Here is a 23,555-nt window from a genome sequence, read left to right as displayed (position 1 = left end):
TCGCCCGTCATGCTCACGTGATTCACCTGCCTTTTCGGGAAATTGAACCGACAATGTGACCGGCCCGCGCCTGCGCTTCGAGATCCGGACCACGCCGGACTGCGGCTCGGACGTCGACCCGGTCGCCTGCCTCCGCTCGCACGGCGTGGGCGTCTGACGCCGGCTTCCCGCATCGTCCGGCGCCTGCTCCCCACTCCGCTGAAGGCCGGACCTCGATCCCCGGGGTCCGGCCTTCAGCATGTGCGATTTTGCGCGTTCATGATCACTGTATTGCGATTTTGTGGCAGTGGTGTCCAGGGTCTCGACAGTGGCGGCAGGGTGGGGCCAAAGTGATCTCCGTAGCGATGTAAGCGCTTTCTATGCTCTTCGGAGGTCCCCGTGCCCAGCGTCGACCGACGCACCTGCCTGAGCGTGGCGCCGGCCGCGGGGATCCTCGTGGGCAGCGGCGCGACCAGCTTCCACCAGATCCGCACCGTCGACGTCGACCAGGACGGCAGCAACGAGATCGCCGACGGCAACTACGTCGTCAACAGCGACGGCACCCTGCGCTACGTCGTCGACGGCGTGGGACGGCGACAAGGCCTCCGAACTCCTCGACTACACGCACGTCGAGAAGTGGGACCCGGCCACCGAGGCCAGCACGAAGCTCTTCGACCCGGCCGGAGTCGTCTCCGGCGCGCGCAACGCCACCCCGTTCTACGGCGACCTTCTCGGCGACTGGCGCGAGGAGATCCTCGCCGAGACCGGCGACCACACCGCGCTGCGCCTGTACACCACGGACGAGCCGACGAAGACCCGCATCTACACACTCGCCCAGAACCCCGAGTACCGCCTCGGCTGGACCGTGCGCGGCTATCTGCAGTCGACGTACACGAACTACTACCTCGGCACCGAGACCCGCAGGATCCCGAGGCCGGCCATCACCACTGAAGAAGGAGCCCTTTCCCGTGACGACCACGCGTAGAGCCTTCGGCGCCCTGGCCGCAGGCGCCGCCCTGGCGGCCCTCGCCCCCGCGGGGACCGCGAGCGCCGCACCCAGGCACCGCCGCCTCATCGCCCACGACGACTTCCGCCACGGCCTCGGCCAGTGGGTCACCGAACTCCAGGACGGCGGCACCGTCACCGCCTCCCGCGGCATCCTGGAGATCGACGTGCCGAGCGGCGCGTCGATCTGGTTCAAGCAGCGCCTCGAAGGCCCGTACGCCATCGAGTACACCGCCACACCGGTGTCGGAGGGTGGCGTCAACGACCGTGTCTCGGACCTCAACAACTTCTGGAACGCCACCGACGTCCGCTCCCCGGACGACCTCTTCGCCACGCAGCGCGGCGGGGCGCTGGCCGAGTACGACTACCTCACGACGTACTACGCCGGCTACGGCGCCAACACCAACACCACGACCCGCCTGCGCCGCTACGTCGGTGAGGCGGGGGTGCGCCCGCTGATCTACGACTACACCGAGCCGCTGCTCACCGCGAACGAGCCGAACCACGTCCGCGTCGTCTCGGACGGCTCGACGGTCCAGTGGTGGAACAACGGGCAGCTCGTCTTCGACTACACCGACCCGGAGCCGTACACGAGCGGTCACTTCGCCTTCCGGACCACGTGGAGCCACTTCCGCATCCGCGACTTCCGGGTGTGGGCACTGCCTCGACGCTCCTGACCACGCCCTTATTCCCTGATTGGGAAAGTCTTTAAGAGTGGCTTATCTCACCGCACGTCAACCCCTTCCTACGGTCGCGTAGGTCACATTCGAAGGTGAATCATGGGCCGACGTGGCAGACGATTCGAAGAGTGACAGCAGATCAGTGATCGGGTCGTACGTGGCGGTGGGGGACAGCTTCACCGAGGGCGTCGGCGACCCCGGTCCCGACGGGGCGTTCGTCGGCTGGGCCGACCGGTTCGCGGTACTGCTCGCGGACCGACGGCCCGAGGGCGACTTCAAGTACGCGAACCTCGCGGTACGCGGCAAGCTGCTCGACCAGATCGTGGCCGACCAGCTTCCGCAGGCCGTCGAACTCGCGCCGGAGATGGTCTCCTTCTGCGCGGGCGGCAACGACATCATCCGGCCCGGGACGGATCCCGACGAGGTGGCCGAGCGGTTCGAGCGCGCGATCGCCGCGCTGGCCGCCGTGTCGGGCACGGTCATGGTGACGACCGGCTTCGACACCCGTGGCGTTCCCCTGCTCAAGCATCTGCGGGGCAAGATCGCGACCTACAACGGGCATGTGCGGGCCATCGCGGACCGGTACGGCTGTCCGGTGCTCGACCTGTGGTCGCTGAAGTCCATCCAGGACCGCCGGGCCTGGGACGGCGACCGGCTCCACCTCTCGCCCGAGGGGCACACGCGCGTGGCGCTGCGCGCGGGCCAGGTCCTCGGCCTGGACGTGCCGGCCGACCCGGAGCAGCCCTGGCCGGCGCTCCCGCCGCGCGGCACCCTCGAGGTGCGGCGCGACGACGTCCACTGGGCGCGCGAGTACCTCGTCCCGTGGATCGGCCGCCGACTGCGCGGGGAGTCCTCGGGCGACCATGTGACCGCCAAGGGCAAACTGTCCCCGGACGACATCAAGGAGCGAATCGCGGCCGTCGCCTGAGGGGGCGGCGTACGGGCATCGGGTGTGGGGTCGGGCGGCCGGCCGGCCCCGTGCCAGGGCCCGTCCGGCCGATCAAGTCGCGGATGTACGCCCGGCCCCCGCGTCTGCGGCATGATCGGCCGGACAGGCCGTCACGCCGTCAACGCCTCCCGCGCGAGCCCCAGTTCCCGGGCCAGCGCCTCGTCCACCCACTCCAGTGCGCGTGCCCGGGACACGGCACCGGCGTAGGACGTCAGCTGTACGGCGAGCCCGTCGAGCAGCGCCGTCAGACGCAGGGCCGTGCCGGTGGGGTCCGGGCAGGCGAACTCGCCGGCGGCCACACCGTCCGCGATGACCGCGGCGATCGCCGCCTTCCACTGCCGGTCGAGGTCCCGCGTGACGCCCCGGAGAGCGGGCTCGCGCAGCGCCACCGCCCAGCCCTCGATCCACAGCCGCCAGCCCTTGGCCTGCCCCGTGGGGGCGTACCAGCGCACGGCCGACCGCAGCCGCCGTACCGCGGTCGTCCGGCGGCCGAGCAGCTTGCGCAGCTGAGCCAGGTCCTCCTCGGCCGCGTGCGTGAACGCGGCGGCGACCAGCTTCTCCTTCGTCGAGAAGTGATAGAGCACCAGCGCGTTGCTCACACCGAGGACCGAGGCCACGTCGGCGATCCTGACCGCCGCCACACCCCGCGCCTCGATCTGCTCGACGGCGGCCCGCAGCAACTCCTCGCGCCGCTCCGCCACGCTCAACCGCACTCTCGCCACGCGGTCACCCTAGTGGGCCGGCGCTGGTGACCCCGCTCACCGGTACCGGCCGAACCGCTCGGCGATCACCGGCAGCCGGTCCGCGACGATGGCGTGCGCGGCGCCCCGCGGCGTCGTGCCGTCGGCCTGCGCGCGGGCCAGCACCAGGTCGACCAGGGCGCGCATCGAACGGCGCGTGTACGCGAACGCCTCGTCCGCGGTCGGCCCGATGTCACCGAAGAGGGTCCACCACCACCAGGCGTTCGTCCCGGAGTTGACCACCACGTCCGGCAGTACGGTCACCCCGCGCGCGGCCAGCAGCTTCTCCGCCTCGGGGAGGACGGGCATGTTGGCCGCCTCGACGATCCAGCGGGCCGTGATCCGCTCCTGGTCGGCGGTGTCGATCGCGTACGAGACGGCCGCCGGCACCAACACCTCCGCGTCGGCGGACAGCCAGGCGTCACCCGGCAGTTCACTGTCACCGGGGCGCAGTACGGCGCGGTCCACGGTGCCGTACGCGTCCCGCCCCGCGAGCAGCGCATCGACGTCGAGCCCCGCCGGGTTGGCGATCGTGCCCTTGATGTCGGCGACGGCCACCACCGTCAGGCCCGCGCGCGCGAGGAAGCGGGCCGTGGCGCCGCCCATGGTGCCCAGGCCCTGCACGGCGACCCGCGTCCCCCGGTACGGCACACCCGCCCGGTCCAGGGCCACGAGCACCGACTCGGCGACCCCGCAGCCGCCGACGAGTTCGTCGAGACCGATGCCGTCCACCTCGACCGCGAACGCGTCCGCGAGCCGCTGCCGGGCCGCGGCCTCGTCGTCGAGCAGCGGATACACGGCCTGGATCGAGGAGACCAGACCCGCCTCGCCCGCGGCCTTGTCCACCAGGTCCTGGGTGAGGCCGAGGTCCTCGCCGGTGGTCCAGAAGCTCTCGACGTACGGCCGTACGGCTCGCAGATAGCGCACCAGCAGGCCGTACGCCTCCGGGTCCCGGGGATCGCAGTCGATGCCGCCCTTGGCGCCGCCCAGGGGGACGTAGCGGCCCTCGGGGTTGTAGTGCAGCGCCTCCTTCATGGTCATGCCGCGGGCGAGTCCGGCGATCTCCTCCAGCGTGCAGCCCGCCCGCATCCGCAGCCCGCCGCTGGACACGCCGCGCACCAGCCGGTCGACGACCAGGAAACCCTGGCGGCCGGTGACGTCGTCGGTCCAGGTGAGCGAGAGCAGAGGGGAGGTCATGCGGACTCCTGGGGAGCGGGTTACCGAAGTTACTGAATCGTCGGTCAGTATCGGAAGGGCTGTCGCGGCCTGTCAACGCGGCTCTCCGCGGAGCGGTGGACGGGAGGGAGGACGGTGCGGCCTCGGGGGAAGGGAAGGCCGCGGTCCGGTGTTGTCGGAGGGGCCGACCATAATGGAACGCCCCGACTCCACCTGGAGGTGCCGTGACCGGTTTCCGTTCCCCGAGCCTCGGGCTCCGCGCGCTGCAGCCCGACGCCTTCGGCGCGGACCCGAGCGGTGAGCGCCTGGCGCGCATCCGCCGATCACCCCACTTCAAGGACGGGGTCTTCCAGAACCCCGGCGGTACCTCCCGGATCCGGCCCGCGGGCTCGGCGTCGGCCTTCGCGAAGATCTACTTCGACAAGGAGGCCAAGTCCCACCGCGCCCCGAACGGCACCATCCCGGTGCACGCAACCACCCTCGCCGACCTCGCCCGGCCGCCGGCCACCGGGCTGCGGCTCACCTGGATGGGACACTCCAGCGTGCTCGCCGAGATCGACGGCCACCGGGTGCTGTTCGACCCGGTCTGGGGCGAGCGCTGTTCCCCGTTCGCCTTCGCCGGGCCCAAGCGGCTGCACCCGGTGCCCCTGCCGCTGGCCGCCCTCGGCCCGGTCGACGTCGTCGTCATCTCGCACGACCACTACGACCACCTCGACATGCCCACGATCAAGGCGCTGGCCGGCACGGACACCCGGTTCGCCGTGCCGCTCGGCGTCGGTGCCCACCTCGAGCACTGGGGCGTGTCCGCGGACCGGCTGCGCGAGCTGGACTGGAACGAGTCGACCCGGATCGGCGGTCTCACCCTGACCGCCACTCCGGCGCGCCACTTCTGCGGACGCGGCCTGCGCAACACCCAGCACACGCTCTGGGCCTCCTGGGCCGTGGCCGGCGAGGAGCACCGGATCTACCACAGCGGCGACACGGGCTACTTCGAGGGCTTCAAGGACATCGGCGCGGAGCACGGCCCGTTCGACGCCACGATGATCCAGATCGGCGCCTATTCGGAGTTCTGGCCCGACATCCACATGACCCCGGAGGAAGGCGTCCGGGCGCATCTCGATCTCCAGGGCGGGGATCCCGCCGTGGGCGCCATGCTGCCGATCCACTGGGCGACCTTCAACCTTGCGCCGCATCCGTGGGCGGAGCCCGGCGAGGGCACGATGCGTGCCACGCACAAGGCCGGTGTGACACTGGCGGCACCGCGGGCCGGCGAGCCCTTCGAGCCGACCGACGCGCCGCCCGCGACACCGTGGTGGCGCGCCGTGGCGAAGCCTCCGGTCGGGGGCTGGCCGGCGTGGCCGCCGGTGGTGTCGTCCGGGCCGGAGCCGGTGCTCGCGGGGGAGTAGCGGGCGTCCGTCCCGGGTTGGGCGCGACCCGACTCGGTGGTCAGCCGGCCGTTTTCGCCCCGTGCACATCACCGGCAGTGACAATTTCTGATCGAGTGTGAGCGTTGAATCCCCCTTCAAGTGCCCTTCGGGGGCGGGGGGTATGAGGGGCTTATCGGTCTGTCGTACGAGGTCTCATACCAGAGTGGGACGCTGTGCGTGAGACTTTGTCAACTGCCCACCGCACATGATGCATCGGCGACTACTGTGAGTGTCCGTCGGGCGACGCAGGGCCGAATCACTCGGCTCTCTCGGTCGACACCGCGATGGCGCATGCCTGAGCCGCGCACCACGCGCGAGCAACCAGGCCCGACGGACCAGCACGAGGACACCGATGTCTCACCTCCGCGCACCGGCCGCACGCGCAGACCGCCGTGAGGGTGGCGGCGGGCGGCACGGGCGGCCGGTCGCCCGCACCGCCCCTCCGCTGCCCGAGACCCACATACGGCCACAACTCCTGCGCATCGCCGTGCTGCCGCCGGTCGCGGTCGCCCTCAGTGCGTGCGCGGCGGTCCTGTTCACCGTCCGCTCCACCGGAGCACGACAGAGCCTCACCCTGTGGGCCGTGCTCGCCGGAGCGCTCGCGGTCACCCTGGTCGGCATCCTGATCGCCTCGGTGGCCGCCGACCGTGCCGCCAGGTCGGTGAGCGACCGCGTCGGCGCACTGCGCCGCAGCAGCGCACGTGGCGAGGCGGATCTGCGTGCCGTGGTCGAGGCGCTGCGCCGGGGCGAGAGCGCGCCCCAGCGCAAGCCGCGCGGCGGCCCGCCCGAGGACGCCGACGACTTCGAACTGCTCGCCGCGGACCTGGCCCGCGCGCACGACGGCGCCGTCACCGCCGTCGTGCAGGCCGCCCAACTGTCCAGCCAGACGGGTAGCGAACAGAAGCTCGAGGTCTTCGTCAACCTCGCCCGGCGGCTTCAGTCGCTGGTGCACCGAGAGATCTCGATCCTCGACGAGCTGGAGAACGAGATCGAGGACCCGGATCTGCTCAAGGGCCTCTTCCACGTCGACCACCTCGCCACCCGTATCCGCCGCCACGCCGAGAACCTCGCCGTGCTCGGCGGAGCGGTCTCGCGCCGGCAGTGGAGCAACCCGGTCTCCATGACGGAAGTGCTGCGCTCCGCGATCGCCGAGGTCGAGCAGTACTCGAGGGTCAAGCTCGTCCCGCCGATCGACGGCGAGCTGCGCGGCCACGCCGTCGCCGACGTCATCCATCTGCTGGCCGAACTCGTCGAGAACGCGACGGTGTTCTCCGCTCCGCACACTCAGGTGCTGCTGCGCGCCAACCTGGTCACCTCCGGGCTCGCCGTCGAGGTCGAGGACCGCGGGCTCGGCATGCCCGTCGAGGAACAGAGCAGGATGAACGCCCTGTTGGCCGACCCCGACCAGGTCAACGTCGCCCGGCTGCTGGCCGACGGCCGCATCGGGCTGTTCGTGGTCTCCCAGCTCGCCCGCCGGCACGGCATCAGGGTCCGCCTCCAGACCAACATCTACGGCGGGGTGCAGGCCGTTCTGGTCGTGCCGCAGGGGTTGCTGGGCGCGATGCCGGGCGTCGCCGGAGCCGTACCGCAGCCGCAGGACCCGGCGGGCGGCACACGCGGATCAACCGCACCGCAGCCCGGGGCCGCACCGCAGTCCGGCGCCGCCTCGGAGACCGGACGGCACCTCCCACCCCCGGCTCCGTCCGGCGTACGGCACCACCGTCGGCAGCGTGGCGACCGGGGTCCGGCCGCTCCGGCGAACGGCGGTGGGCCAGTTGCGATGCCGGGTGGCGGCGGCGGTCCGGCGCCCATGACGGACGGCGGCGGGTCGGCCTCGCCGGCGGGCGCCGGCCGTCCGGTACCCGTGTCGGACGGACGTGGTTCGGTCCCGGTGTCGGGCCTCGGCGCCTCGGTTCCGGTGTCGGGCCTCGGCGGCTCGGTTCCGGTGCCGGGGGGCGGTGGCTCGGCTTCGTCGGCGGGTGTGGGCGGTCCGGTTCCCGTGTCGGGTATCGGCGGTTCGGTTCCGGTATCCGGAGGTGTAGGTTCCGTCGGGGCGGCGGGCATCGGTGGCCCGGTCCCGATGCCGGGCGGCGCCGGTTCGGCGTTCGTGGCGAACGGCTCCGAAACGTCCGCCACGTCGAGCGGCAGCGGACACGGACCGGGCTTCGTGTCGAGCGGCAGCGGACACGGACCGGACTTCATGCCGAGCGGCAGCGGATCGGCCTTGACGCCGAACGGCGGCGGCGTGATCCCGATGCCGGGCAGTGACGGCGTGGCACCGACGGCGGCGAGCGGCGGCGGCGCGGCTCCGACGGCGAACGGCGCCGCTGCGGCTTCGCTTCCTAACAGCACTGAACCGGCTTCGCTTCCCGACACCGCAGGGCCGGCCTCGCTCCAGAACACCGTCGGCCCGGCCTCGTTCGGCCGGCCGAACGAGGCCGGGCCCGGCTCGCTGTCGACCCCGAACGCCGACGGCCCCAGGTCGGTGTCGAACCCGGACGTCGTCCCCGGTACACCGTCCCGCGCCGGAGGCCCCGGCCCGCTGCCGAACGCCGGAGGTCTCGACTCGCTGTCGTACGACGGCAGCCCCTCCGCCCCGCCGGCCCCGAACACCGGCCCAGCCCCCCTCCCCGTGCGCGTCCCCCGAGGTGAACGGCCCAACCCCGCCTCAGCCGTGCCCGGTATCCGGCCCGACGAACGGCGGACCGTCGCGGAGAACACGGTCGGGCTCCCCGTCCCGCGCAACGGCGCCGTGCGCGGCACCATGGGCAAGCCCCAACTGCCCCGCCGCCGCGCCCAGGAGCACATCGCACCCCAACTGCGCGGCGGTCCCGCGCCGCGCCCCGCCGCCGAGGACGTCGTAGGACACGACCCCGGCCTGATGGCCGCCTTCCAGCGGGGCGTCGGCCTGGCCGAGGCTCAGCAGAGCCTGGAGTCGGCGCCGCCGGCGGACGCGTCACTCACCGACCTTCCCCTTGTGCCGATGCTGCCCCCCGCCGACGTACCCGTACCACCGCCCTTCTTGGACACCGCCCCCATACCGCAGGCGCGCCCCGCACACGCGCCCGTTTCCCCCGAGGCACACGGCGAGCGTGACAGCCGGCCCGCGCCCGGACCCGACCACCACCCCGCCCGGCACGACGGGAGCACATCAGCCGGATGACCACCCCCGCGCCCACCCCCACCCCCACCGCTCCCACAGACCTTCGTACCCCTAGGAGTCGATCCACCATGGCGAGCGATGCGCCGACCAGTCACGTGTCCGATCTCGACTGGCTGATGAGCGGCCTCGTGCAGCGCGTACCGCACACCACCAGTGCGGTTCTCCTCTCCTGCGACGGCCTCGTGAAGTCCGTCCACGGCCTCGACCACGACAGCGCCGACCACATGGCCGCCCTGGCCTCCGGCCTGTACTCCCTGGGGCGCAGCGCCGGCGCCCGCTTCGGCGACGGCGGTGACGTACGGCAGGTGGTCGTCGAACTCGACTCGACGCTGCTGTTCGTGACCACCGCCGGCTCCGGCACCTGTCTCGCGGTGCTCGCCGGCCGCGAGGCCGACGCGGCGGTACTCGGCTACGAGATGGCGATGCTGGTCAAGAGCGTCCGCCCGTACCTGGTGACCGCACCCCGGCAGCACACCGGCGAACCCCCGGTGATGAGGCGTTGAACGTGGCGGCGGCCGGCGACGAGCCCTGGCTCGACGACGCGGCCGGACGCCTGGTGCGCCCTTTCACGGTCAGCAACGGCCGCACCGAGCCCACCATCGCGCTCGACCTCATGTCGCAGGTGAGGGCCACCGGAGTCACCCCCCTCGGCTATCTCGGCCCCGAGCACGCGCAGGCCCTCGCCCTCTCCCGCCTGCCCGTCTCGGTCGCCGAGGTCGCCGCCCATCTGAAGCTGCCGGCGGCGGTCACCAAGGTGCTCCTGTCCGACCTGGTCGACTGCGGGGTGCTCACCACCAAGCCACCCGAGTTCCACCACAACCCCACCGACCGGGCTCTTCTGGAGGCAGTGCTCGATGGACTACGACGACAGCTCTGACTACGAGGACGGCTCCGACCCCTTCCCCACCGCGCTGAAGATCCTGGTGGCGGGCGGGTTCGGGGTCGGCAAGACGACCTTTGTCGGCGCCGTGAGCGAGATCGCGCCGCTCAGCACGGAGGAGCTGCTCACCACCGTCAGCGCCGCGACCGACAACCTCGACGGCATCGAGAACAAGGTCGAGACGACCGTGGCGATGGACTTCGGCCGCATCACCCTCGACCCGGAACACGTCCTCTACCTGTTCGGTACGCCCGGACAGGAACGGTTCTGGTTCATGTGGGACGAGCTCTCCGAGGGCGCGCTCGGCGCGGTCGTCCTCGCCGACACCCGCCGCCTGGAGGAGTGCTTCGCGGCCGTCGACTTCTTCGAGGAACGCGGCCTCGGCTTCATCGTGGCGATCAACGAGTTCGACGGAGCCCACCGCTACGACGCAGGAGAGGTCCGCGCCGCCCTCGACCTCGACCCCGGGATCCCCGTCGTCCGCTGCGACGCCCGCATCTCCGTCTCGGGGGTCCAGACCCTGCTGACCCTCGTACGCCACCTCATCGCCCACGCCCCGGCCGCCCCCGAGCCCAGCCGCGGCGCCCACATGTGACCCCCGAACACCGTTCACGGAGCCCATATATGACCTACGCCCAGCCGACCGGAGTCCGGCCATGAGCTACGACCCACCGCGCCCCGCCGGTCGACTGCTGCTCACCCCCGAGGACAAGGAGGCCCCAGCCCGCGCCCGGCGGCTGCGCCGACTGGGACTGGGGGAGCGGCCCGAACCCGTGCTCGACGCCTTCGCGGACCGCCTCGCCGAGTTCACCGGGGCGCCGTATGCCATGGTCAACTTCATAGACGAGCAGCGGCAGTTCTTCGCCGGCCTGCACCTTCCGGGGGCCCGTCCGGCCGTGCCGGGCGGCAAGCCCGAGGTGGGCCGCTGGCTGCCGCGCGACCACGGCTACTGCCCCCATGTCGTCGTCCGGCACAAGGCGTTGGTCCTCGAGGACGTCCGCGACTACCCGCGATTCGCCGGCAACCCGATCGTCTACGAGTACGGCATCCACTCCTATCTGGGCGCCCCGCTGATCGACACCACCGGGATGGTGCTGGGCACGGTGTGCGTGGCCGACGTGGCGCCCCGGCCCTGGGGGAGGACCGGGCTGGAGACCGTCAAGTCGACAGCCGCCGAGCTTGCGGCACGGCTCGAACGATGCGAGGAGGACGGGCTCCCGCTTTGAGCGGGCGGCGCGGACAGGCGCGGACAGGGCGGGCGGGGCGGACAAGGCGGATCGAGTCGACGGCGCGGATCGAGCGGGCGGAGCGGACCGGCGTGAAGGAAAGCTGTGGCGCCGCTTAAGAAAACCTCGATGGACCCGGGCGCCGCGATACGGCAGATTGCTACGCGATTCCACTCCTCTCCCCGGATGCGGGCCTCTTCGGCATGCCCGCGGCCGGGACCTCACCCACAGGAGCCGTAGCGTTGAAGGCGCTGGTCAAGGAGAAGGCAGAGCCCGGGCTGTGGCTCACGGACGTCCCGGAGCCCGCAGTCGGGCCCGGCGACGTACTGATCAAGGTCCTGCGGACCGGCATCTGCGGCACCGACCTGCACATCCGGGCCTGGGACGGCTGGGCGCAGCAGGCCATCCGCACCCCGCTCGTGGTCGGGCACGAGTTCGTCGGCGAGGTCGTCGGGACCGGCCGTGACGTCACCGACATCAAGGCCGGTGACCGCGTCAGCGGCGAGGGGCACCTGGTGTGCGGCAAGTGCCGCAACTGCCTGGCCGGCCGCCGCCATCTGTGCCGGGCCACCGTCGGTCTGGGCGTCGGCCGCGACGGAGCGTTCGCCGAGTACGTGACGCTGCCCGCCGCCAACGTCTGGGTGCACCGCGTCCCCGTCGACCTCGACGTCGCCGCGATCTTCGACCCGTTCGGCAACGCCGTGCACACCGCGCTGTCCTTCCCGCTGGTCGGCGAGGACGTACTGATCACCGGTGCCGGCCCGATCGGCCTGATGGCGGCGGCGGTGGCCCGGCACGCGGGCGCCCGCAACGTCGTCGTCACGGATGTCAGCGAGGACCGCCTGGACCTCGCCCGCAAGATCGGCGTGAGCCTCGCGCTGAACGTCTCCGACGCCACCATCGCCGACGGACAGCGCACCCTCGGCCTGCGCGAGGGCTTCGACATCGGCCTGGAGATGTCCGGTCGCCCCGAGGCCATGCGCGACATGATCGCCAACATGACGCACGGCGGCCGGATCGCCATGCTCGGACTGCCGTCCCAGGAGTTCCCGGTCGACTGGGCCCGGATCGTCACCTCGATGATCACGATCAAGGGCATCTACGGCCGCGAGATGTTCGAGACCTGGTACGCCATGTCGGTGCTGCTGGAAGGCGGCCTCGACCTCGCCCCCGTGATCACCGGCCGGTACGGCTACCGAGACTTCGAGGCGGCGTTCGCCGACGCGGCGAGCGGCCGCGGCGGCAAGGTCATCCTCGACTGGACCGCGTAAGTCACCCGCAGTCAGCTGCATTTCTAGGAGCTTCCCCATGTTCGACTCCGTGCGCGACGACCTGCGCGCCACCCTCGACGAGATCCGCGCCGCCGGCCTGCACAAGCCCGAGCGCGTGATCGGCACCCCGCAGTCCGCGACCGTCGCCGTCACCGCGGGCGGCCGCCCCGGCGAGGTCCTCAACTTCTGCGCGAACAACTACCTCGGCCTCGCCGACCACCCGGAGGTCGTCGCCGCCGCCCACGAGGCGCTCGACCGCTGGGGCTACGGCATGGCGTCCGTGCGCTTCATCTGCGGTACGCAGGAGGTGCACAAGGAGCTGGAGGCGCGGCTGTCCGCGTTCCTCGGCCAGGAGGACACGATCCTGTACTCCTCCTGCTTCGACGCCAACGGCGGTGTCTTCGAGACCCTGCTCGGCCCCGAGGACGCGGTGATCTCCGATGCCCTCAACCACGCCTCGATCATCGACGGAATCCGCCTGTCCAAGGCCCGCCGCTTCCGCTACGCCAACCGTGATCTGGCGGACCTGGAGCGGCAGTTGAAGGAGGCCACCGAGGGCGGCGCGCGCCGCAAGCTCATCGTCACCGACGGCGTCTTCTCCATGGACGGCTATGTCGCACCGCTGCGCGAGATCTGCGACCTCGCCGACCGTCACGACGCCATGGTCATGGTCGACGACTCCCACGCGGTCGGCTTCGTCGGCCCCGGCGGCCGCGGCACCCCCGAACTGCACGGCGTCATGGACCGCGTCGACATCATCACCGGTACCCTCGGCAAGGCCCTCGGCGGCGCCTCCGGCGGCTACGTGGCCGCCCGGGCGGAGATCGTCGCCCTGCTGCGTCAGCGCTCCCGCCCGTATCTCTTCTCCAACACCCTCGCCCCGGTCATCGCGGCGGCCTCCCTGAAGGTCCTCGACCTGCTGGAGTCGGCGGCCGACCTGCGCATCCGGCTCGCGGAGAACACGGCCCTGTTCCGCCGCCGGATGACCGAGGAGGGCTTCGACGTCCTCCCCGGCGACCACGCCATCGCGCCCGTGATGATCGGCGACGCGGCGAGGGCGGCCCGCCTGGCGGAGCTGCTGCTGGAGCGCGGCGTGTACGTGATCGGCTTCTCGTACCCGGTCGTCCCGCAGGGCCAGGCGCGCATCCGCGTCCAGCTGTCCGCCGCGCACTCCACGAGCGACGTGAACCGAGCGGTCGACGCCTTCGTGGCGGCGCGGGCCGAGCTGGAGGCCTGAGCGGGGGCGCAGGAGCACCTGGACAGGGGCACAGGGGGCATTTGAGAGAATCGCCCCATGATCGAAGCGCGGCGGCTCCACATCCTCCGTGCGGTGGCCGACCACCGTACGGTGACGGCGGCTGCCGCCGCGCTGTATCTCACCCCCTCGGCGGTCTCCCAGCAGCTCACGGCGCTGGAACAGGAGACGGGCCACCGCCTGGTCGAACGCGGCGCGAAGGGCGTACGACTGACCCCGGCGGGCGAGATCCTGCTCAGCCACACCAATGCGGTCCTCGCCCAGCTGGAGCGGGCGGAGGCGGAACTGGCCGCCTACAGCTCCGGCGCGGCCGGGACGGTCACCGTCGCCGCCTTCGCCACCGGCATCGCCCACGTCGTCGCGCCCGCGGTGGCCCGCCTCGCCGAGTCGGCGCCCGGCATCCGCATCCGCGTCCAGGACGCGGAGGGCGACGCCAGCCTGCCGATGGTCCTGGACCGACAGGTCGACGTGGCCGTCGCCGTCGAGTACCGCGGGGCCCCGTCCGCCGACGACCCCCGGCTGACCCATGTCCCGCTGTACGCCGAGCCCTTCGACGCGGTCGTTCCGGTCACCCACCGCCTCGCCGACACCGCCGAGGTCCCCCTTGCGGAGCTGGCCAAGGACCCCTGGATCGGCCCCTACCCCGGCAACCCCTGCCACGATGTGGTCGTCCTGGCCTGCGAGAACGCCGGCTTCCAGCCCCGCCTTGAACACTCCTCGGACGATTTCCGCGCGGTGGTGGCCCTGGCCTCGGCCGACGCCGGCGTGGCCCTGGTCCCGCGCTCGGCGCTGAGCGGCATGGACCTGACCGGAGTGCTGGTCCGCCCCGTGGACGGTGTGGCTCCCACCCGCCGGGTCTTCGCGGCCGTGCGCCGGGGAGCCGAGGGACACCCCCTGATCCGTCCGGTGCTGGACGCGCTGGGCGAGGCGGCCCAGCCGTAGCGCTTCCCCTTCGTGTCGTATCTGGGATAGCGTCCCTGATATGAAACAGGGGGTGAGTGACGTGAACGGAATCGGCGGCGAGCACGACGTCGACGTCCGGCTCGGTGCCCGGCTGGCCGAGCTGCGGGCCGAACGCGGCTGGTCGCTGGGGGAGTTGGCGGAACGTAGCGGAGTGAGCCGCTCGACGCTGTCCCGGGCCGAGCGGGCGGAGATCAGCCCGACCGCCTCGCTGCTCAACCGCCTGTGCGCCGTGTACGGGCGGACCATGTCCCAGTTGCTCAGCGAGGTGGAGGCGGAGCCCGCCCTGCTGGTACGGGCCGCCGGGCAGCCGGTGTGGGAGGACCGGGCCTCCGGGTTCGTACGACGGTCCGTGTCCCCGCCGCACGCCGGACTGCGCGGCGAACTGGTCGAGGGACGGCTCGCCGCGGGCGCCGACATCGCCTACGACCGCCCGCCCGTGCCCGGCCTGGAACAGCACATCTGGGTGCTGGAAGGGGCCCTGGAGGTGACCGCGCAGGACATCTCCCATCACCTCGACACCGGCGACTGTCTGCGGCTGCGGGTGTGGGGGCCGACGCGGTTCCGGTGCCCGGGTGCCGTGGACGCGCGCTATGTGCTGGCGGTGGTGCTGCCGTGACGGCGACCGTGACGCGACTCGACGCGCCCCAGGTGCTGTCCCTCGTCGAGGAGTTGGCCGACCTGCTGGCCGACACCGTGCACGGCGGTGCCTCGATCGGCTTCCTCGCACCGCTCGACCACGCGGAGGCCGTGGCCTGGTGGCGGGAGCGGGCCGCAGGCGTGGCCGCCGGGCAGCTCGCGGTGTGGGTCGCGCGGGACGCGGGACGTGTGGTCGGCACCGTCACCCTGGCCTTCCCCGACAAGCCCAACAGCCGCCACCGCGCCGAACTCGTCAAGCTGATGGTCCACCGGGACGCCCGCGGCCGGGGCCTCGCCCGCGGGCTCCTGACCACCGCCGAGGAGGCGGCCACCGGGGCCGGCATCACCCTGCTGCACCTCGACACGGAGACCGACAGCGCCGCCGAGCACCTCTACCGCTCCGCCGGCTGGACCAGGGCCGGGGTGATCCCCGACTACGCGGCCAGTCCCGACGGGGTGCTGCGGCCGACCACGCTCTACTACAAACACGTGGGCGAGGCGGCCACCGCGGGGTGACTGTCGGTGCCGGCGGCTACGGTGCGACTCATGCCGGATGCCGAAGACGTACGCCGTATCGCCCTGTCCCTGCCGGACACCACGGAGAAGATCGCCTGGAACATGCCCACGTTCCGGGTAGCGGGGAAGATGTTCGCCACGCTGCCCGAGGACGAGACGTCCATCGCCGTGCGCTGCCCCAAGGAGGAGCGCGACGAGCTGGTCCTCGCCGAGCCCGGGAAGTTCTGGATCGCCGACCACGAGGCACAGTTCGCCTGGGTGCGGACCCGGCTCGCCGCGCTCGAGGACGAGGACGAACTGCGTGACATCCTCGCCGACTCCTGGCGCCAGGCGGCCCCGCCCCGGCTGCTGGAGGCGTATCCCGAGCTGGGACGGCCGGCAACGGACTGAAAAGCCGCGGGTGTTGTCAGTGCCGCATGGCCGCGTGGCGTGAACGCGGCAGCCGTCTCGCTCCGAGCGCGGCGGACCGGCTCCGGCCCGGTGGACGTGCCTGCTTCTCGGATGAGCACCACGCCCTTGCCGGGCCGCCGCAGGCGCCGTCCCCATGCCGTCGGTCGTCGGTCGTCGGTCGTCGGCCGGCGCTCTGGCGCTTCGGCGCTCACCCGCGCACCGCCACCCGCCCGTCCCCCACGAAGTCCACGATCCGCTCCCTGAGCGACCTCGCGTCGAGCCCGTGCGCGGCCACGTGCTCCTCGACGGTCCCGTATCGCCGCAGCTCGCGGCGGCCCACGCCCAGGCCCAGGACACGATGGGGCACATCGGCGAGGGCGTCGTTCGCGGCGGCCGACGACGTGCCCGCCAGATACGGCTCGACCAGGACGACATCCGCTCCGGCGCCCTCGGTGGCGCGCCGCAGGGCGGCCGAGTCGAAGGGCCGTACGGTCGTGGCGTACAGCACGGTGACGTCGAGGCCCTCCGTGGCGGCCAGCACGGCGTCGAGCATGGGCCCTACGGCGACGACCACGCCGGAGCGACCCTCGCGCACGGTCCGGAACCGCTTCCCGTCGACGGGCAGCGCCTGGGCGTTGGCCTGGACGGACAGCCGTACGTACACCTTGTCGTCGCCCGCGGCCACCGCGTGGCGCAGCAGGGTCTCGGCCTCGTCGGGATGTCCCGGCACATGCACCGTCCAGCCGTCCAGGGTGTCGAGGAGAGCCACGTCACCGGGAGCCATGTGCGTGTACCCGCCCGCGGGCCAGTCGAAGGACGCGGCCGCGCTGACCAGCACCGCGCCCACGCCCTGGTGTCCGAGGTCCAGCTTGACCTGCTCGAAGGGCCGCTCGACGAGGAAGCTCGCGAAGGTGTGCAGCACGGGCCGCAGTCCGGTCAGTGCCAGGCCGGCGCCCGCGCCGATCAGCAGTTGCTCCCGGATGCCGACGTTGATCACCCGGTCCGGGTGCCTGTGTGCCGCTTCCGCGAAGCCGTCCCTGCCGATCTCGGCGAGGACGACCGCGACCCGCGGATCCTCGTCGAGCAGCCGGGAGAGGACGGGGGCGAAGCGGTCGCGCATGGTGTCCATGGATACTTCGTTTCCTTTCGTGGCGGAGCGCCGTATATCGCCGTATATCGCCGCAGAATTGTGCAGATCGCGGCAGAGGGAGGGGGTGCTTCAGGAGTGCTTCGGCTCGACCCGGGCCACCACGACATGCGGGCGTCCCGGATGCGACGCGGTGAACGCGTCGTACAACGCCTCATGGTCACGGCCGTCGACGGTCACCGCGGACCAGCCCGCGGCCTCGAACCGCGCGGCGATCCCGCCGGGCCGGGAGTGGCTGGCGGAGGAGTTGTCGACGACGACCGTGTGCAGCCGTTCGAGCCCGGCGGGCCCGGCGAAGGCGATCGCCTCGTGATTGCTGCCCTCGTCCAGCTCGGCATCCCCGACCAGCACCCACACCCGGGGCTCGTCGAGCCCCTGCGCCCGCAGCCCCAGCGCCGTCCCCACGGCGATCGGCAGCCCGTGCCCCAGCGACCCGCTACCGATCTCGACCCCCGGCACCAGCACCCGGTCGGGATGGTGCCCGAGCGGCGAGTCGTAGGAGCCGAAGCCGCCCAGCCGGTCCACCGGCACGAAGCCCTTGGCGGCCAGGACCGCGTAGTACGCCATCGGCCCGTGCCCCTTGGAGAGCAGGAACCGGTCCCGCGCCGGGTCGTCCATCCCCTCCGCGGTGACCCGCAGCACCCGGTCGTAGAGCACCCACAGCACGTCCAGCGTGGATGTCGCCGCCGGCCCGTGCTTCTCGTCGCCGGTCATCAGCCCCATCAGCCGCGACAGGTCCGCGTATCCGTACGTCCGGCTGTCTTCCCTGGTGATCGTCATGCGAACGATGATTCAACCTCAACCAAACTTCAGGTCAAGGGCTCCGGATAAACGAGTGCGCGACCACCGACCTGAGTGCGGTATTGTTTCCATGCGCGTTCGGCCAGGGGAAACCCCAGGTCAGAAGGCACCGGGACGTGGCGCAGCTTGGTAGCGCACTTGACTGGGGGTCAAGGGGTCGCAGGTTCAAATCCTGTCGTCCCGACTCTGCTTTTCGCAGGTCGGAGGCCGTCTTTTCAGAAATGGGAAGGCGGCCTTTCGTGCGTCCCGGGGCGTGGTGGTCGCAGTGTGGTCGCACGGTCGGCCTGGAGCTTGTTCACGGTGGTGCTGAAGGCGGGCGGGGCGGGGGAGCGGAGTCGGCGGACGACCTCGTGGAGGCGCCGGATGTGTGCGGACGCCGCGGCCGATCATGCGGCGCAGCCGGGGCCAGTGCGCGCGGAGCAGGTCGGCGTTCAGGAATGTCGTGCAGTCGTCGTGGAAGCCGCTGGTCAGGACGGTTCGGTAGAGGCCGAGGAGAAGTTTCTCGTCCGCGAGGTCGTAGGCGCGCAGTCCAGACCACGCCACGTGCAGCGGCAGCTCGACAACGCCTGCGCACGGGCCGCGCAGTTCCTCCAGCCGCTGCGGCAGCTGCCGTGCCTCGGGCGCCCGGCGCTGCCGGTGCGTGGCCCCGGCAGCCGACTCCCGCCCCGGCTCGGCGTCGTGAGGGCCGGGCCGCTGGCGCTCGTCGTGCGTCGTCATGGCAGCCGGCGTACGCGGCGCGGGTCCCGAGCGGTGGCCGGTTGTGCCCTCTGCCGGCATCCGTAGGTGTCGATCACGCTGTGTGACGCTCCGGTGTCTTTGCTGCGGTCGCGCATCGGGAGCAGGCGCCGGAGCGCGAAGGTGTTGGTCGCGGCGAGGCAGGCCAGGCGGAGCAGCATGACGGATCATGATGCCGCCCCTGCCCTGTCTGCGTGAAGATATCGGGACGAGCGGTGGGTACGGCCAGAGACAGTGATCAATTGTGATCAGGCCGGATGATTTATCGCATCCGCACTGCTGGCAAAGGAGAGGGTCAGCGGGCCGCGACGGGCGGAACAGAGGGGCAAGATCCTTGTCGGGCTGTGTGTTCGATACCCCCAGTCACAGCGTGATGCTGTCGCGCCGGGGTACCCCGAGGTCAGGGGCGGCACGTCGCTCCTCCATGGCCTCATCGAGGCGGCGCTCCACCGTCAACGGACGGACCTTCATGGGCCACCTCATGTTTCGATGGAAGGGAAGAAAAGCGCGAAGTTACTGGGGGTCCTCCGCCACCACGGCGACTTCGCCTGCGGCAATGGTGAGGACGCCCGGCGAACGGGTGGCCGACAGGACGTCGACTCCTGTCGTGGCTACCTGCGCCAGGTGATCGGTGTGGTTCACGGCGAAGAGCCACGTCCTGCCGTCGGGCGCGGTTCGGCGGGTGACTTCCACTCCATGTCCTGCGCCCCGGACCGGACTCGCGCAGCCTGCCTGTGCGGCCCATCGGGGAAGGAGCCGCAGGAGGGAGGCGAAGTCCGGGCGGGTGGCCAGGTAACGGGTGGTGCCGTGGCGGAGGATGGCCGGGCCGCCCTGCGCGGGGCCGTCGGCGAACCGGCTCTCCACCTCCGTTCCCGGGTTGGGCAGCACATGCTCGGCCCACAGCCGGCCGGTCGATCCGTCGTCCAGCTCGACCGCAGCCCCGGCCGGGAGCGGAAGGTACTCGTCCACGCGCAGGCCGAGCAGGTCGCGCAGCACACCCGGATACGGGCCGGGATGGATGCGGTCATGCGGGTCGGCCACCCCGCTGAACGGCCCGACGACCAGGTGGCCGCCGCGGGCCGCGTAGTCCTCCAGCGCCCGGGCCGTGTCGGCCGACAGGGCGTAGAGCGAGGGCACCAGCAGCAGGCGCTGTTCTCCGGGTTCCCGGGGGCCGGACACCAGGTCGCAGGAGAACCCGAGCTCCCACAGGGCGCGGTGCCAGTCGCGCAGAACGCCGGTGTACGTCATGTCGCTGCTGGGGCGGTGGGGCAGTTGGAGGGCCCACATGGCTTCGTAGTCGAGCAGCAGGGCGATGTCGGCCGGCGGACACGTGGTGCCGGCGATGTCGGCGAGGGCGGCCACGGTGGCGCCGAGCGCTTTGGTCTCCCGCCAGATCCTGGTGTCCTCCCCGCCGTGGGGAAGCATGGCCGAATGCCACTTCTCCGGGCCGTACGCGGACTGGCGCCACTGGAAGAACAGGGCGCCGTCCGCGCCGCGGGCGAGATGGGTGAGCGTATTGCGGGCCATCTCCCCGGGGGTTTTGGCGATGTTGCGGGGCTGCCATTGCACGGCGGAGGTGGAGTGCTCCATGAGCATCCAGGGCTGCCCGGCCGCGAGAGAGCGGGTGAGGTCGGCGGCGAAGGCGAGGTCGGCGGCGCGGTCCGGATCCTCGGAGGGGAGATAGTGGTCGTTCGAGACGATGTCGACCTCGCGTGCCCAGCGCCAGTAGTCGCTCCAGCGAAGCGAGCTCGCCATGAAGTTGGTGGTGACCGGGCGGCCGGAGGAGTGGGCGCGCACGATGTCGCGCTCGGCGCGGAAGCAGGCCAGATGCTCGGCGTCGCTGAAGCGATAGAAGTCCAGCCACCGCCCCGGCGAGAGGCTGCTGGTGCTGGATCGCGGCGGAGCGACCTGTGCCCAGTCGCTGTAGCGCATGCCCCAAACGGCGGATCCCCAACGGTCGTTGAGGGCGTCGAGGTCGTCTCCGTACGTGGTGCGCAGCCAGGTGCGGAAGGCGTCGGCGGAGATGTCGCACCAGCAGTGCGGGTTCCCGTTGGCGTACTCGTTGTTGATGTGCCACATCACCACGGCCGGGTGGTCGCCATAGCGTTCGGCGAGGCGCCGGGTGACCAGTGCGGCGCGTTCCCGGTAGGCGGAGGACGAGGGGCAGTACGCCTGACGGGAGCCGGGCGCGAGCGTGCGTCCGTCGACGGTGACCGGCAGTGATTCGGGGTGCGCGTGGGAGAACCAGAGCGGCGGTGCGGCGGTCGGCGTGGCCAGGTCGACGGCGATGCCCGACTCGTGCAGGAGGGCGATGACCTGGTCCAGGCCGGAGAAGTCGAAGGCGTCCGGGGCGGGTTCGATCCAGGACCAGGCGAAGACACCGAGGGTCACCAGGTTGACGTTGGCCTCGCGCATCAGGCGGACATCGTCTTTCCAGGTCGCCCTGGACCACTGCTCCGGGTTGTAGTCGGCGCCGTAGGCGGGGCGTGGGACTCGGTTCCATGCGAGGTGCGGCCGGTCGGATCGCGGCATGGGGAAGCTCCTGAGCTCTGAGCAGCGAAGTGCGGGGTCGACGGGGCGCCGTAGTACCCCTCCGTCACCGGCCCGGGCACCGGGCGGCTGATCCACGAGGGCGTGCGGGATCGACGACTGGACGCCGGCGGGAGGAGCGGGGCGTGCACGATGTCCCGTCGCGATGTCCAATGCGGGTGCTGCAGGCGACAGTTGACGGTGGGCACCGTGAGCGCGCTCAACCTAGGCTGGCCGCACGGGGCTGTCAACGGCCTGAAAACATTCCCGTCACACCCTTGACGCCTCCCCGCAACGTCCGTACGTTCCGTGGTCATACGTAGAAGCAGAGACCCGGGATCTCCTTCCGTGGATGCTCATACGTATGAGCCACTCTTTCGTGCACCGCCCAGCCCTTACGAGGAGCCAGGAGTCAGCCATGCCCACGAGAAGAGTCTTCCTAGCGCGCACCGCCGCGGCGGCCGTCGCGATTCCCCTCGGTGCGACTGCCTGCACGGCCGGCACCGGTGCGTCCGGGGCGGGCGGCGCGTCGGCGAGGGCACTCGTATTCGGCAAGACCGACGGCGGGACGACGTTCGTCCGCAACTTCAACGTATTCGGCCCCGCCGTGCAGAAGGCCCCCAGCATCGAGCTGATCTACGAGCCGCTGGCGCGAATCGACTTCAGCGACGGCGCGAAGGTCAAGCCGTGGCTGGCCAAGAGCCTGGAGTTCGACGAGACCGGCACGACGCTCACGGTGAAGCTGCGCGACGACGTGACGTTCTCGGACGGCAAGCCGATGACCGCCGACGACGTGGTGTTCTCGCTGAGCATCCCGCTGAGGGACGCCTCCTTCAACACCGGTGGCACCACCTATGACCGCGTCGCCAAGAAGGACGCCACCACCGTCACGGTGCACTGGGCGAAAGCCGCGTTCAGCGAGCTGAATCAGCTCGCAAACGTGCTGCTCCCGGTCGTGCCCAAGCACATCTGGGAGGGAAAGGACCTCAAGACCTGGACCAATCCGGATCCGGTGGGTACCGGTGGCTTCGCCCTGGAGCGGTTCGCGGCTCAGCAGGTCACCCTCCGTGCCAGGGACGACTATTGGGGCGGTGACTTCGCCCTGAAGCAGCTCAAGGTCATCCCGACCAGCGGCGACTCCATACGAGCCCAGCTGCTGCGCGGCGACGTGGACTGGGCGCTCAGCGGCTGGAACGGCGGCGAACAGGAGTATGTCGCCAAGGACCCCAAGCACCACATGTACCAGAGGTACGCGACCGGCGGCGCCTACTCTCTCTTCTTCAACACCGCCCAGGCCCCCTTCGACAACGTCCACCTGCGGCGCGCACTCGCGATGACGATCCCGCGCAAGGACATCGTCGCCACACTCCAGCGTCCCGGAACCGAGGCCGGACCCACGGGACTTGTGGACCAGGTCTACGGGAACGAGATCCTCCCCGAGTACCGGAACAAGGTGCAAAGGGTCGATGCCGCGGCGGCCCAGAAGGAACTCACGCTCAGCGGCTTCGAAGTCAAGGACGGCAAGCTGGTGAAGGACGGCAAGTCCTACACCCCGAAGCTCTCCTTCAACCAGGACTACGGCTGGGACGCCTACGCCAACATCATGACCCGCAGCTGGCAGAAGCACCTCGGGATCAAGGTGAAGTCGGTGGGTGCCCCCAGCGCCAACCTGCTCGACCAGCAGCAGCGCGCCGACTTCGACCTCACCATCAGCACTACGGGCGGAGCGGGGGTCGCCGGACTCTACAGCGCTCTGAGCAGCGTCGCCTACCGGCCGCTGGGAGAGACGGCGGTCACCAACTACGGCCGGTGGAAGGACAAGACCACCGACACCGCGATCCGCGCGCTGCAGGGCTCGAACGACCCGGCCGAGACGAAGAGCGCCGGGGAGGCAATGCAGAAGATCGTCGCCGAGCAGGTGCCGTTCAGCCCCATCTACGCCAGCTACTGGTTCGTCCTGATCAACAGTGAGCACTGGACCGGCTGGCCCACCCCCGACCACTACTCCTATGTGCCGTTCCCCGGAGCCGGCCCCGACGCCACGCTCACCCTCCTGAAGCTGAAGCAGGCCACCAAGTGACCGCGGT

General features: G+C 71.3%; 21 protein-coding genes, 1 tRNA gene and 2 pseudogenes. 18 read left to right on the top strand and 6 right to left on the bottom strand.

The window, feature by feature from the left end; all coding sequences use genetic code 11:
• Positions 1 to 46: 46 nt before the first annotated feature.
• The 4 genes and pseudogenes from ACFY16_RS16845 to ACFY16_RS16830 form a co-directional block, all read left to right on the top strand.
• Positions 47 to 157: pseudogene (locus ACFY16_RS16845) on the top strand (peptidase); the annotation flags it as partial.
• 432 nt (positions 158 to 589) lie between these two features.
• Positions 590 to 964 (top strand): annotated as a pseudogene (locus tag ACFY16_RS16840) (hypothetical protein); the annotation flags it as partial.
• Positions 948 to 1,661, top strand: coding sequence for a DUF6250 domain-containing protein (locus tag ACFY16_RS16835; protein ID WP_390647876.1), 714 nt, complete (start codon positions 948 to 950; stop codon positions 1,659 to 1,661). The pseudogene ACFY16_RS16840 and the gene ACFY16_RS16835, both read left to right, overlap by 17 nt.
• Positions 1,662 to 1,806: 145 nt before the next feature.
• A complete protein-coding gene (locus ACFY16_RS16830) occupies positions 1,807 to 2,592 on the top strand; it encodes an SGNH/GDSL hydrolase family protein (RefSeq protein WP_390648186.1) in 786 nt (261 codons plus the stop codon).
• 131 nt (positions 2,593 to 2,723) lie between these two features.
• Here ACFY16_RS16830 and ACFY16_RS16825 read toward each other — a convergent pair whose 3' ends face one another.
• Positions 2,724 to 3,335: a TetR/AcrR family transcriptional regulator gene (locus tag ACFY16_RS16825; RefSeq protein ID WP_390647875.1), complete on the bottom strand. Its 612-nt coding sequence runs from the start codon at positions 3,333 to 3,335 to the stop codon at positions 2,724 to 2,726.
• 36 nt (positions 3,336 to 3,371) lie between these two features.
• Positions 3,372 to 4,550, bottom strand: coding sequence for a Glu/Leu/Phe/Val dehydrogenase dimerization domain-containing protein (locus ACFY16_RS16820; RefSeq protein ID WP_390647874.1), 1,179 nt, complete (start codon positions 4,548 to 4,550; stop codon positions 3,372 to 3,374).
• A 203-nt stretch (positions 4,551 to 4,753) separates the two neighbouring features.
• On the opposite strand from ACFY16_RS16820, the gene ACFY16_RS16815 reads away from it, so the two are divergent.
• The 12 genes from ACFY16_RS16815 (at position 4,754) to ACFY16_RS16760 (ending at position 16,256) form a co-directional block, all read left to right on the top strand.
• The gene (locus ACFY16_RS16815) at positions 4,754 to 5,935 is read left to right on the top strand and encodes an MBL fold metallo-hydrolase (RefSeq protein ID WP_390647873.1); all 1,182 of its coding nucleotides are present in this window, start codon (positions 4,754 to 4,756) and stop codon (positions 5,933 to 5,935) included.
• Between the two features lie 373 nt (positions 5,936 to 6,308).
• Complete coding sequence (locus ACFY16_RS16810; RefSeq protein WP_390647872.1) at positions 6,309 to 9,119, top strand: ATP-binding protein; 2,811 nt, start codon at positions 6,309 to 6,311, stop codon at positions 9,117 to 9,119.
• Between the two features lie 68 nt (positions 9,120 to 9,187).
• Entirely contained in the window at positions 9,188 to 9,622 is a 435-nt protein-coding gene (locus tag ACFY16_RS16805; RefSeq protein ID WP_390647871.1) for a roadblock/LC7 domain-containing protein, read from the top strand.
• A 2-nt stretch (positions 9,623 to 9,624) separates the two neighbouring features.
• The gene (locus ACFY16_RS16800) at positions 9,625 to 9,996 is read left to right on the top strand and encodes a DUF742 domain-containing protein (protein ID WP_390647870.1); all 372 of its coding nucleotides are present in this window, start codon (positions 9,625 to 9,627) and stop codon (positions 9,994 to 9,996) included.
• Positions 9,974 to 10,594 (top strand): ATP/GTP-binding protein, encoded by a 621-nt coding sequence (locus tag ACFY16_RS16795; protein ID WP_390647869.1) that lies wholly within the window; start codon positions 9,974 to 9,976, stop codon positions 10,592 to 10,594. Before ACFY16_RS16800 ends, ACFY16_RS16795 begins: the two co-directional genes overlap by 23 nt.
• Positions 10,595 to 10,655: 61 nt before the next feature.
• Positions 10,656 to 11,225, top strand: a complete 570-nt coding sequence (locus tag ACFY16_RS16790) for a GAF domain-containing protein (RefSeq protein ID WP_390647868.1) — start codon at positions 10,656 to 10,658, stop codon at positions 11,223 to 11,225.
• 242 nt (positions 11,226 to 11,467) lie between these two features.
• Positions 11,468 to 12,496, top strand: coding sequence for an L-threonine 3-dehydrogenase (gene tdh, locus ACFY16_RS16785; RefSeq protein WP_390647867.1), 1,029 nt, complete (start codon positions 11,468 to 11,470; stop codon positions 12,494 to 12,496).
• Between the two features lie 37 nt (positions 12,497 to 12,533).
• A complete protein-coding gene (locus ACFY16_RS16780; protein WP_390647866.1) occupies positions 12,534 to 13,733 on the top strand; it encodes a glycine C-acetyltransferase in 1,200 nt (399 codons plus the stop codon).
• Between the two features lie 57 nt (positions 13,734 to 13,790).
• On the top strand, positions 13,791 to 14,693 hold the full coding sequence (locus ACFY16_RS16775) for a LysR family transcriptional regulator (protein ID WP_390647865.1): 903 nt from the start codon (positions 13,791 to 13,793) through the stop codon (positions 14,691 to 14,693).
• Between the two features lie 40 nt (positions 14,694 to 14,733).
• Complete coding sequence (locus ACFY16_RS16770) at positions 14,734 to 15,330, top strand: helix-turn-helix domain-containing protein (protein ID WP_390647864.1); 597 nt, start codon at positions 14,734 to 14,736, stop codon at positions 15,328 to 15,330.
• A complete protein-coding gene (locus ACFY16_RS16765) occupies positions 15,327 to 15,866 on the top strand; it encodes a GNAT family N-acetyltransferase (protein ID WP_390647863.1) in 540 nt (179 codons plus the stop codon). The genes ACFY16_RS16770 and ACFY16_RS16765 overlap by 4 nt, the downstream gene beginning before the upstream one ends.
• Before the next feature lie 30 nt (positions 15,867 to 15,896).
• Positions 15,897 to 16,256, top strand: coding sequence for an MmcQ/YjbR family DNA-binding protein (locus ACFY16_RS16760; protein ID WP_390647862.1), 360 nt, complete (start codon positions 15,897 to 15,899; stop codon positions 16,254 to 16,256).
• Between the two features lie 208 nt (positions 16,257 to 16,464).
• Here the strand turns inward: ACFY16_RS16760 and ACFY16_RS16755 are convergent, their stop codons facing one another.
• Together ACFY16_RS16755 and ACFY16_RS16750 are read right to left on the bottom strand one after the other, a co-directional pair.
• Positions 16,465 to 17,385, bottom strand: a complete 921-nt coding sequence (locus ACFY16_RS16755; RefSeq protein ID WP_390647861.1) for a transketolase family protein — start codon at positions 17,383 to 17,385, stop codon at positions 16,465 to 16,467.
• Positions 17,386 to 17,475: 90 nt separating this feature from the next.
• On the bottom strand, positions 17,476 to 18,183 hold the full coding sequence (locus ACFY16_RS16750; protein ID WP_390647860.1) for a transketolase: 708 nt from the start codon (positions 18,181 to 18,183) through the stop codon (positions 17,476 to 17,478).
• Positions 18,184 to 18,314: 131 nt separating this feature from the next.
• Between ACFY16_RS16750 and ACFY16_RS16745 the strand changes: the two genes are divergently transcribed.
• Positions 18,315 to 18,388: transfer RNA gene (locus ACFY16_RS16745), tRNA-Pro, on the top strand.
• On the opposite strand, the gene ACFY16_RS16740 is transcribed toward ACFY16_RS16745, so the two are convergent.
• Both ACFY16_RS16740 and ACFY16_RS16735 read right to left on the bottom strand, forming a co-directional pair.
• Positions 18,370 to 18,921 (bottom strand): transcriptional regulator, encoded by a 552-nt coding sequence (locus ACFY16_RS16740; protein ID WP_390647859.1) that lies wholly within the window; start codon positions 18,919 to 18,921, stop codon positions 18,370 to 18,372. The genes ACFY16_RS16745 and ACFY16_RS16740 overlap by 19 nt on opposite strands.
• 531 nt (positions 18,922 to 19,452) lie before the next feature.
• Positions 19,453 to 21,471 (bottom strand): beta-galactosidase, encoded by a 2,019-nt coding sequence (locus ACFY16_RS16735; RefSeq protein ID WP_390647858.1) that lies wholly within the window; start codon positions 21,469 to 21,471, stop codon positions 19,453 to 19,455.
• Between the two features lie 415 nt (positions 21,472 to 21,886).
• On the opposite strand from ACFY16_RS16735, the gene ACFY16_RS16730 reads away from it, so the two are divergent.
• Complete coding sequence (locus ACFY16_RS16730; protein WP_390647857.1) at positions 21,887 to 23,548, top strand: ABC transporter substrate-binding protein; 1,662 nt, start codon at positions 21,887 to 21,889, stop codon at positions 23,546 to 23,548.
• Positions 23,549 to 23,555: the final 7 nt, after the last annotated feature.

It is taken from the genome of Streptomyces sp. NPDC001315 (genome assembly GCF_042896175.1).
Lineage (GTDB): Bacteria > Actinomycetota > Actinomycetes > Streptomycetales > Streptomycetaceae > Streptomyces.
The sequence above is the reverse complement of the archived record's forward strand: the minus strand, read 5'-3'. Positions and strand labels throughout refer to the sequence as shown.

Excerpts from the sequence above, each read along its gene's own strand:
- ACFY16_RS16820 (WP_390647874.1), bottom strand. The coding sequence starts at position 4,550 with ATGACCTCCCCTCTGCTCTCGCTCACCTGGACCGACGACGTCACCGGC.
- ACFY16_RS16810 (WP_390647872.1), top strand. The coding sequence starts at position 6,309 with ATGTCTCACCTCCGCGCACCGGCCGCACGCGCAGACCGCCGTGAGGGT.
- ACFY16_RS16805 (WP_390647871.1), top strand. The coding sequence starts at position 9,188 with ATGGCGAGCGATGCGCCGACCAGTCACGTGTCCGATCTCGACTGGCTG.
- ACFY16_RS16795 (WP_390647869.1), top strand. The coding sequence starts at position 9,974 with ATGGACTACGACGACAGCTCTGACTACGAGGACGGCTCCGACCCCTTC.
- ACFY16_RS16790 (WP_390647868.1), top strand. The coding sequence starts at position 10,656 with ATGAGCTACGACCCACCGCGCCCCGCCGGTCGACTGCTGCTCACCCCC.
- ACFY16_RS16780 (WP_390647866.1), top strand. The coding sequence starts at position 12,534 with ATGTTCGACTCCGTGCGCGACGACCTGCGCGCCACCCTCGACGAGATC.
- ACFY16_RS16775 (WP_390647865.1), top strand. The coding sequence starts at position 13,791 with ATGATCGAAGCGCGGCGGCTCCACATCCTCCGTGCGGTGGCCGACCAC.
- ACFY16_RS16770 (WP_390647864.1), top strand. The coding sequence starts at position 14,734 with ATGAAACAGGGGGTGAGTGACGTGAACGGAATCGGCGGCGAGCACGAC.
- ACFY16_RS16760 (WP_390647862.1), top strand. The coding sequence starts at position 15,897 with ATGCCGGATGCCGAAGACGTACGCCGTATCGCCCTGTCCCTGCCGGAC.
- ACFY16_RS16755 (WP_390647861.1), bottom strand. The coding sequence starts at position 17,385 with ATGGACACCATGCGCGACCGCTTCGCCCCCGTCCTCTCCCGGCTGCTC.
- ACFY16_RS16750 (WP_390647860.1), bottom strand. The coding sequence starts at position 18,183 with ATGACGATCACCAGGGAAGACAGCCGGACGTACGGATACGCGGACCTG.
- ACFY16_RS16740 (WP_390647859.1), bottom strand. The coding sequence starts at position 18,921 with ATGACGACGCACGACGAGCGCCAGCGGCCCGGCCCTCACGACGCCGAG.
- ACFY16_RS16735 (WP_390647858.1), bottom strand. The coding sequence starts at position 21,471 with ATGCCGCGATCCGACCGGCCGCACCTCGCATGGAACCGAGTCCCACGC.
- ACFY16_RS16730 (WP_390647857.1), top strand. The coding sequence starts at position 21,887 with ATGCCCACGAGAAGAGTCTTCCTAGCGCGCACCGCCGCGGCGGCCGTC.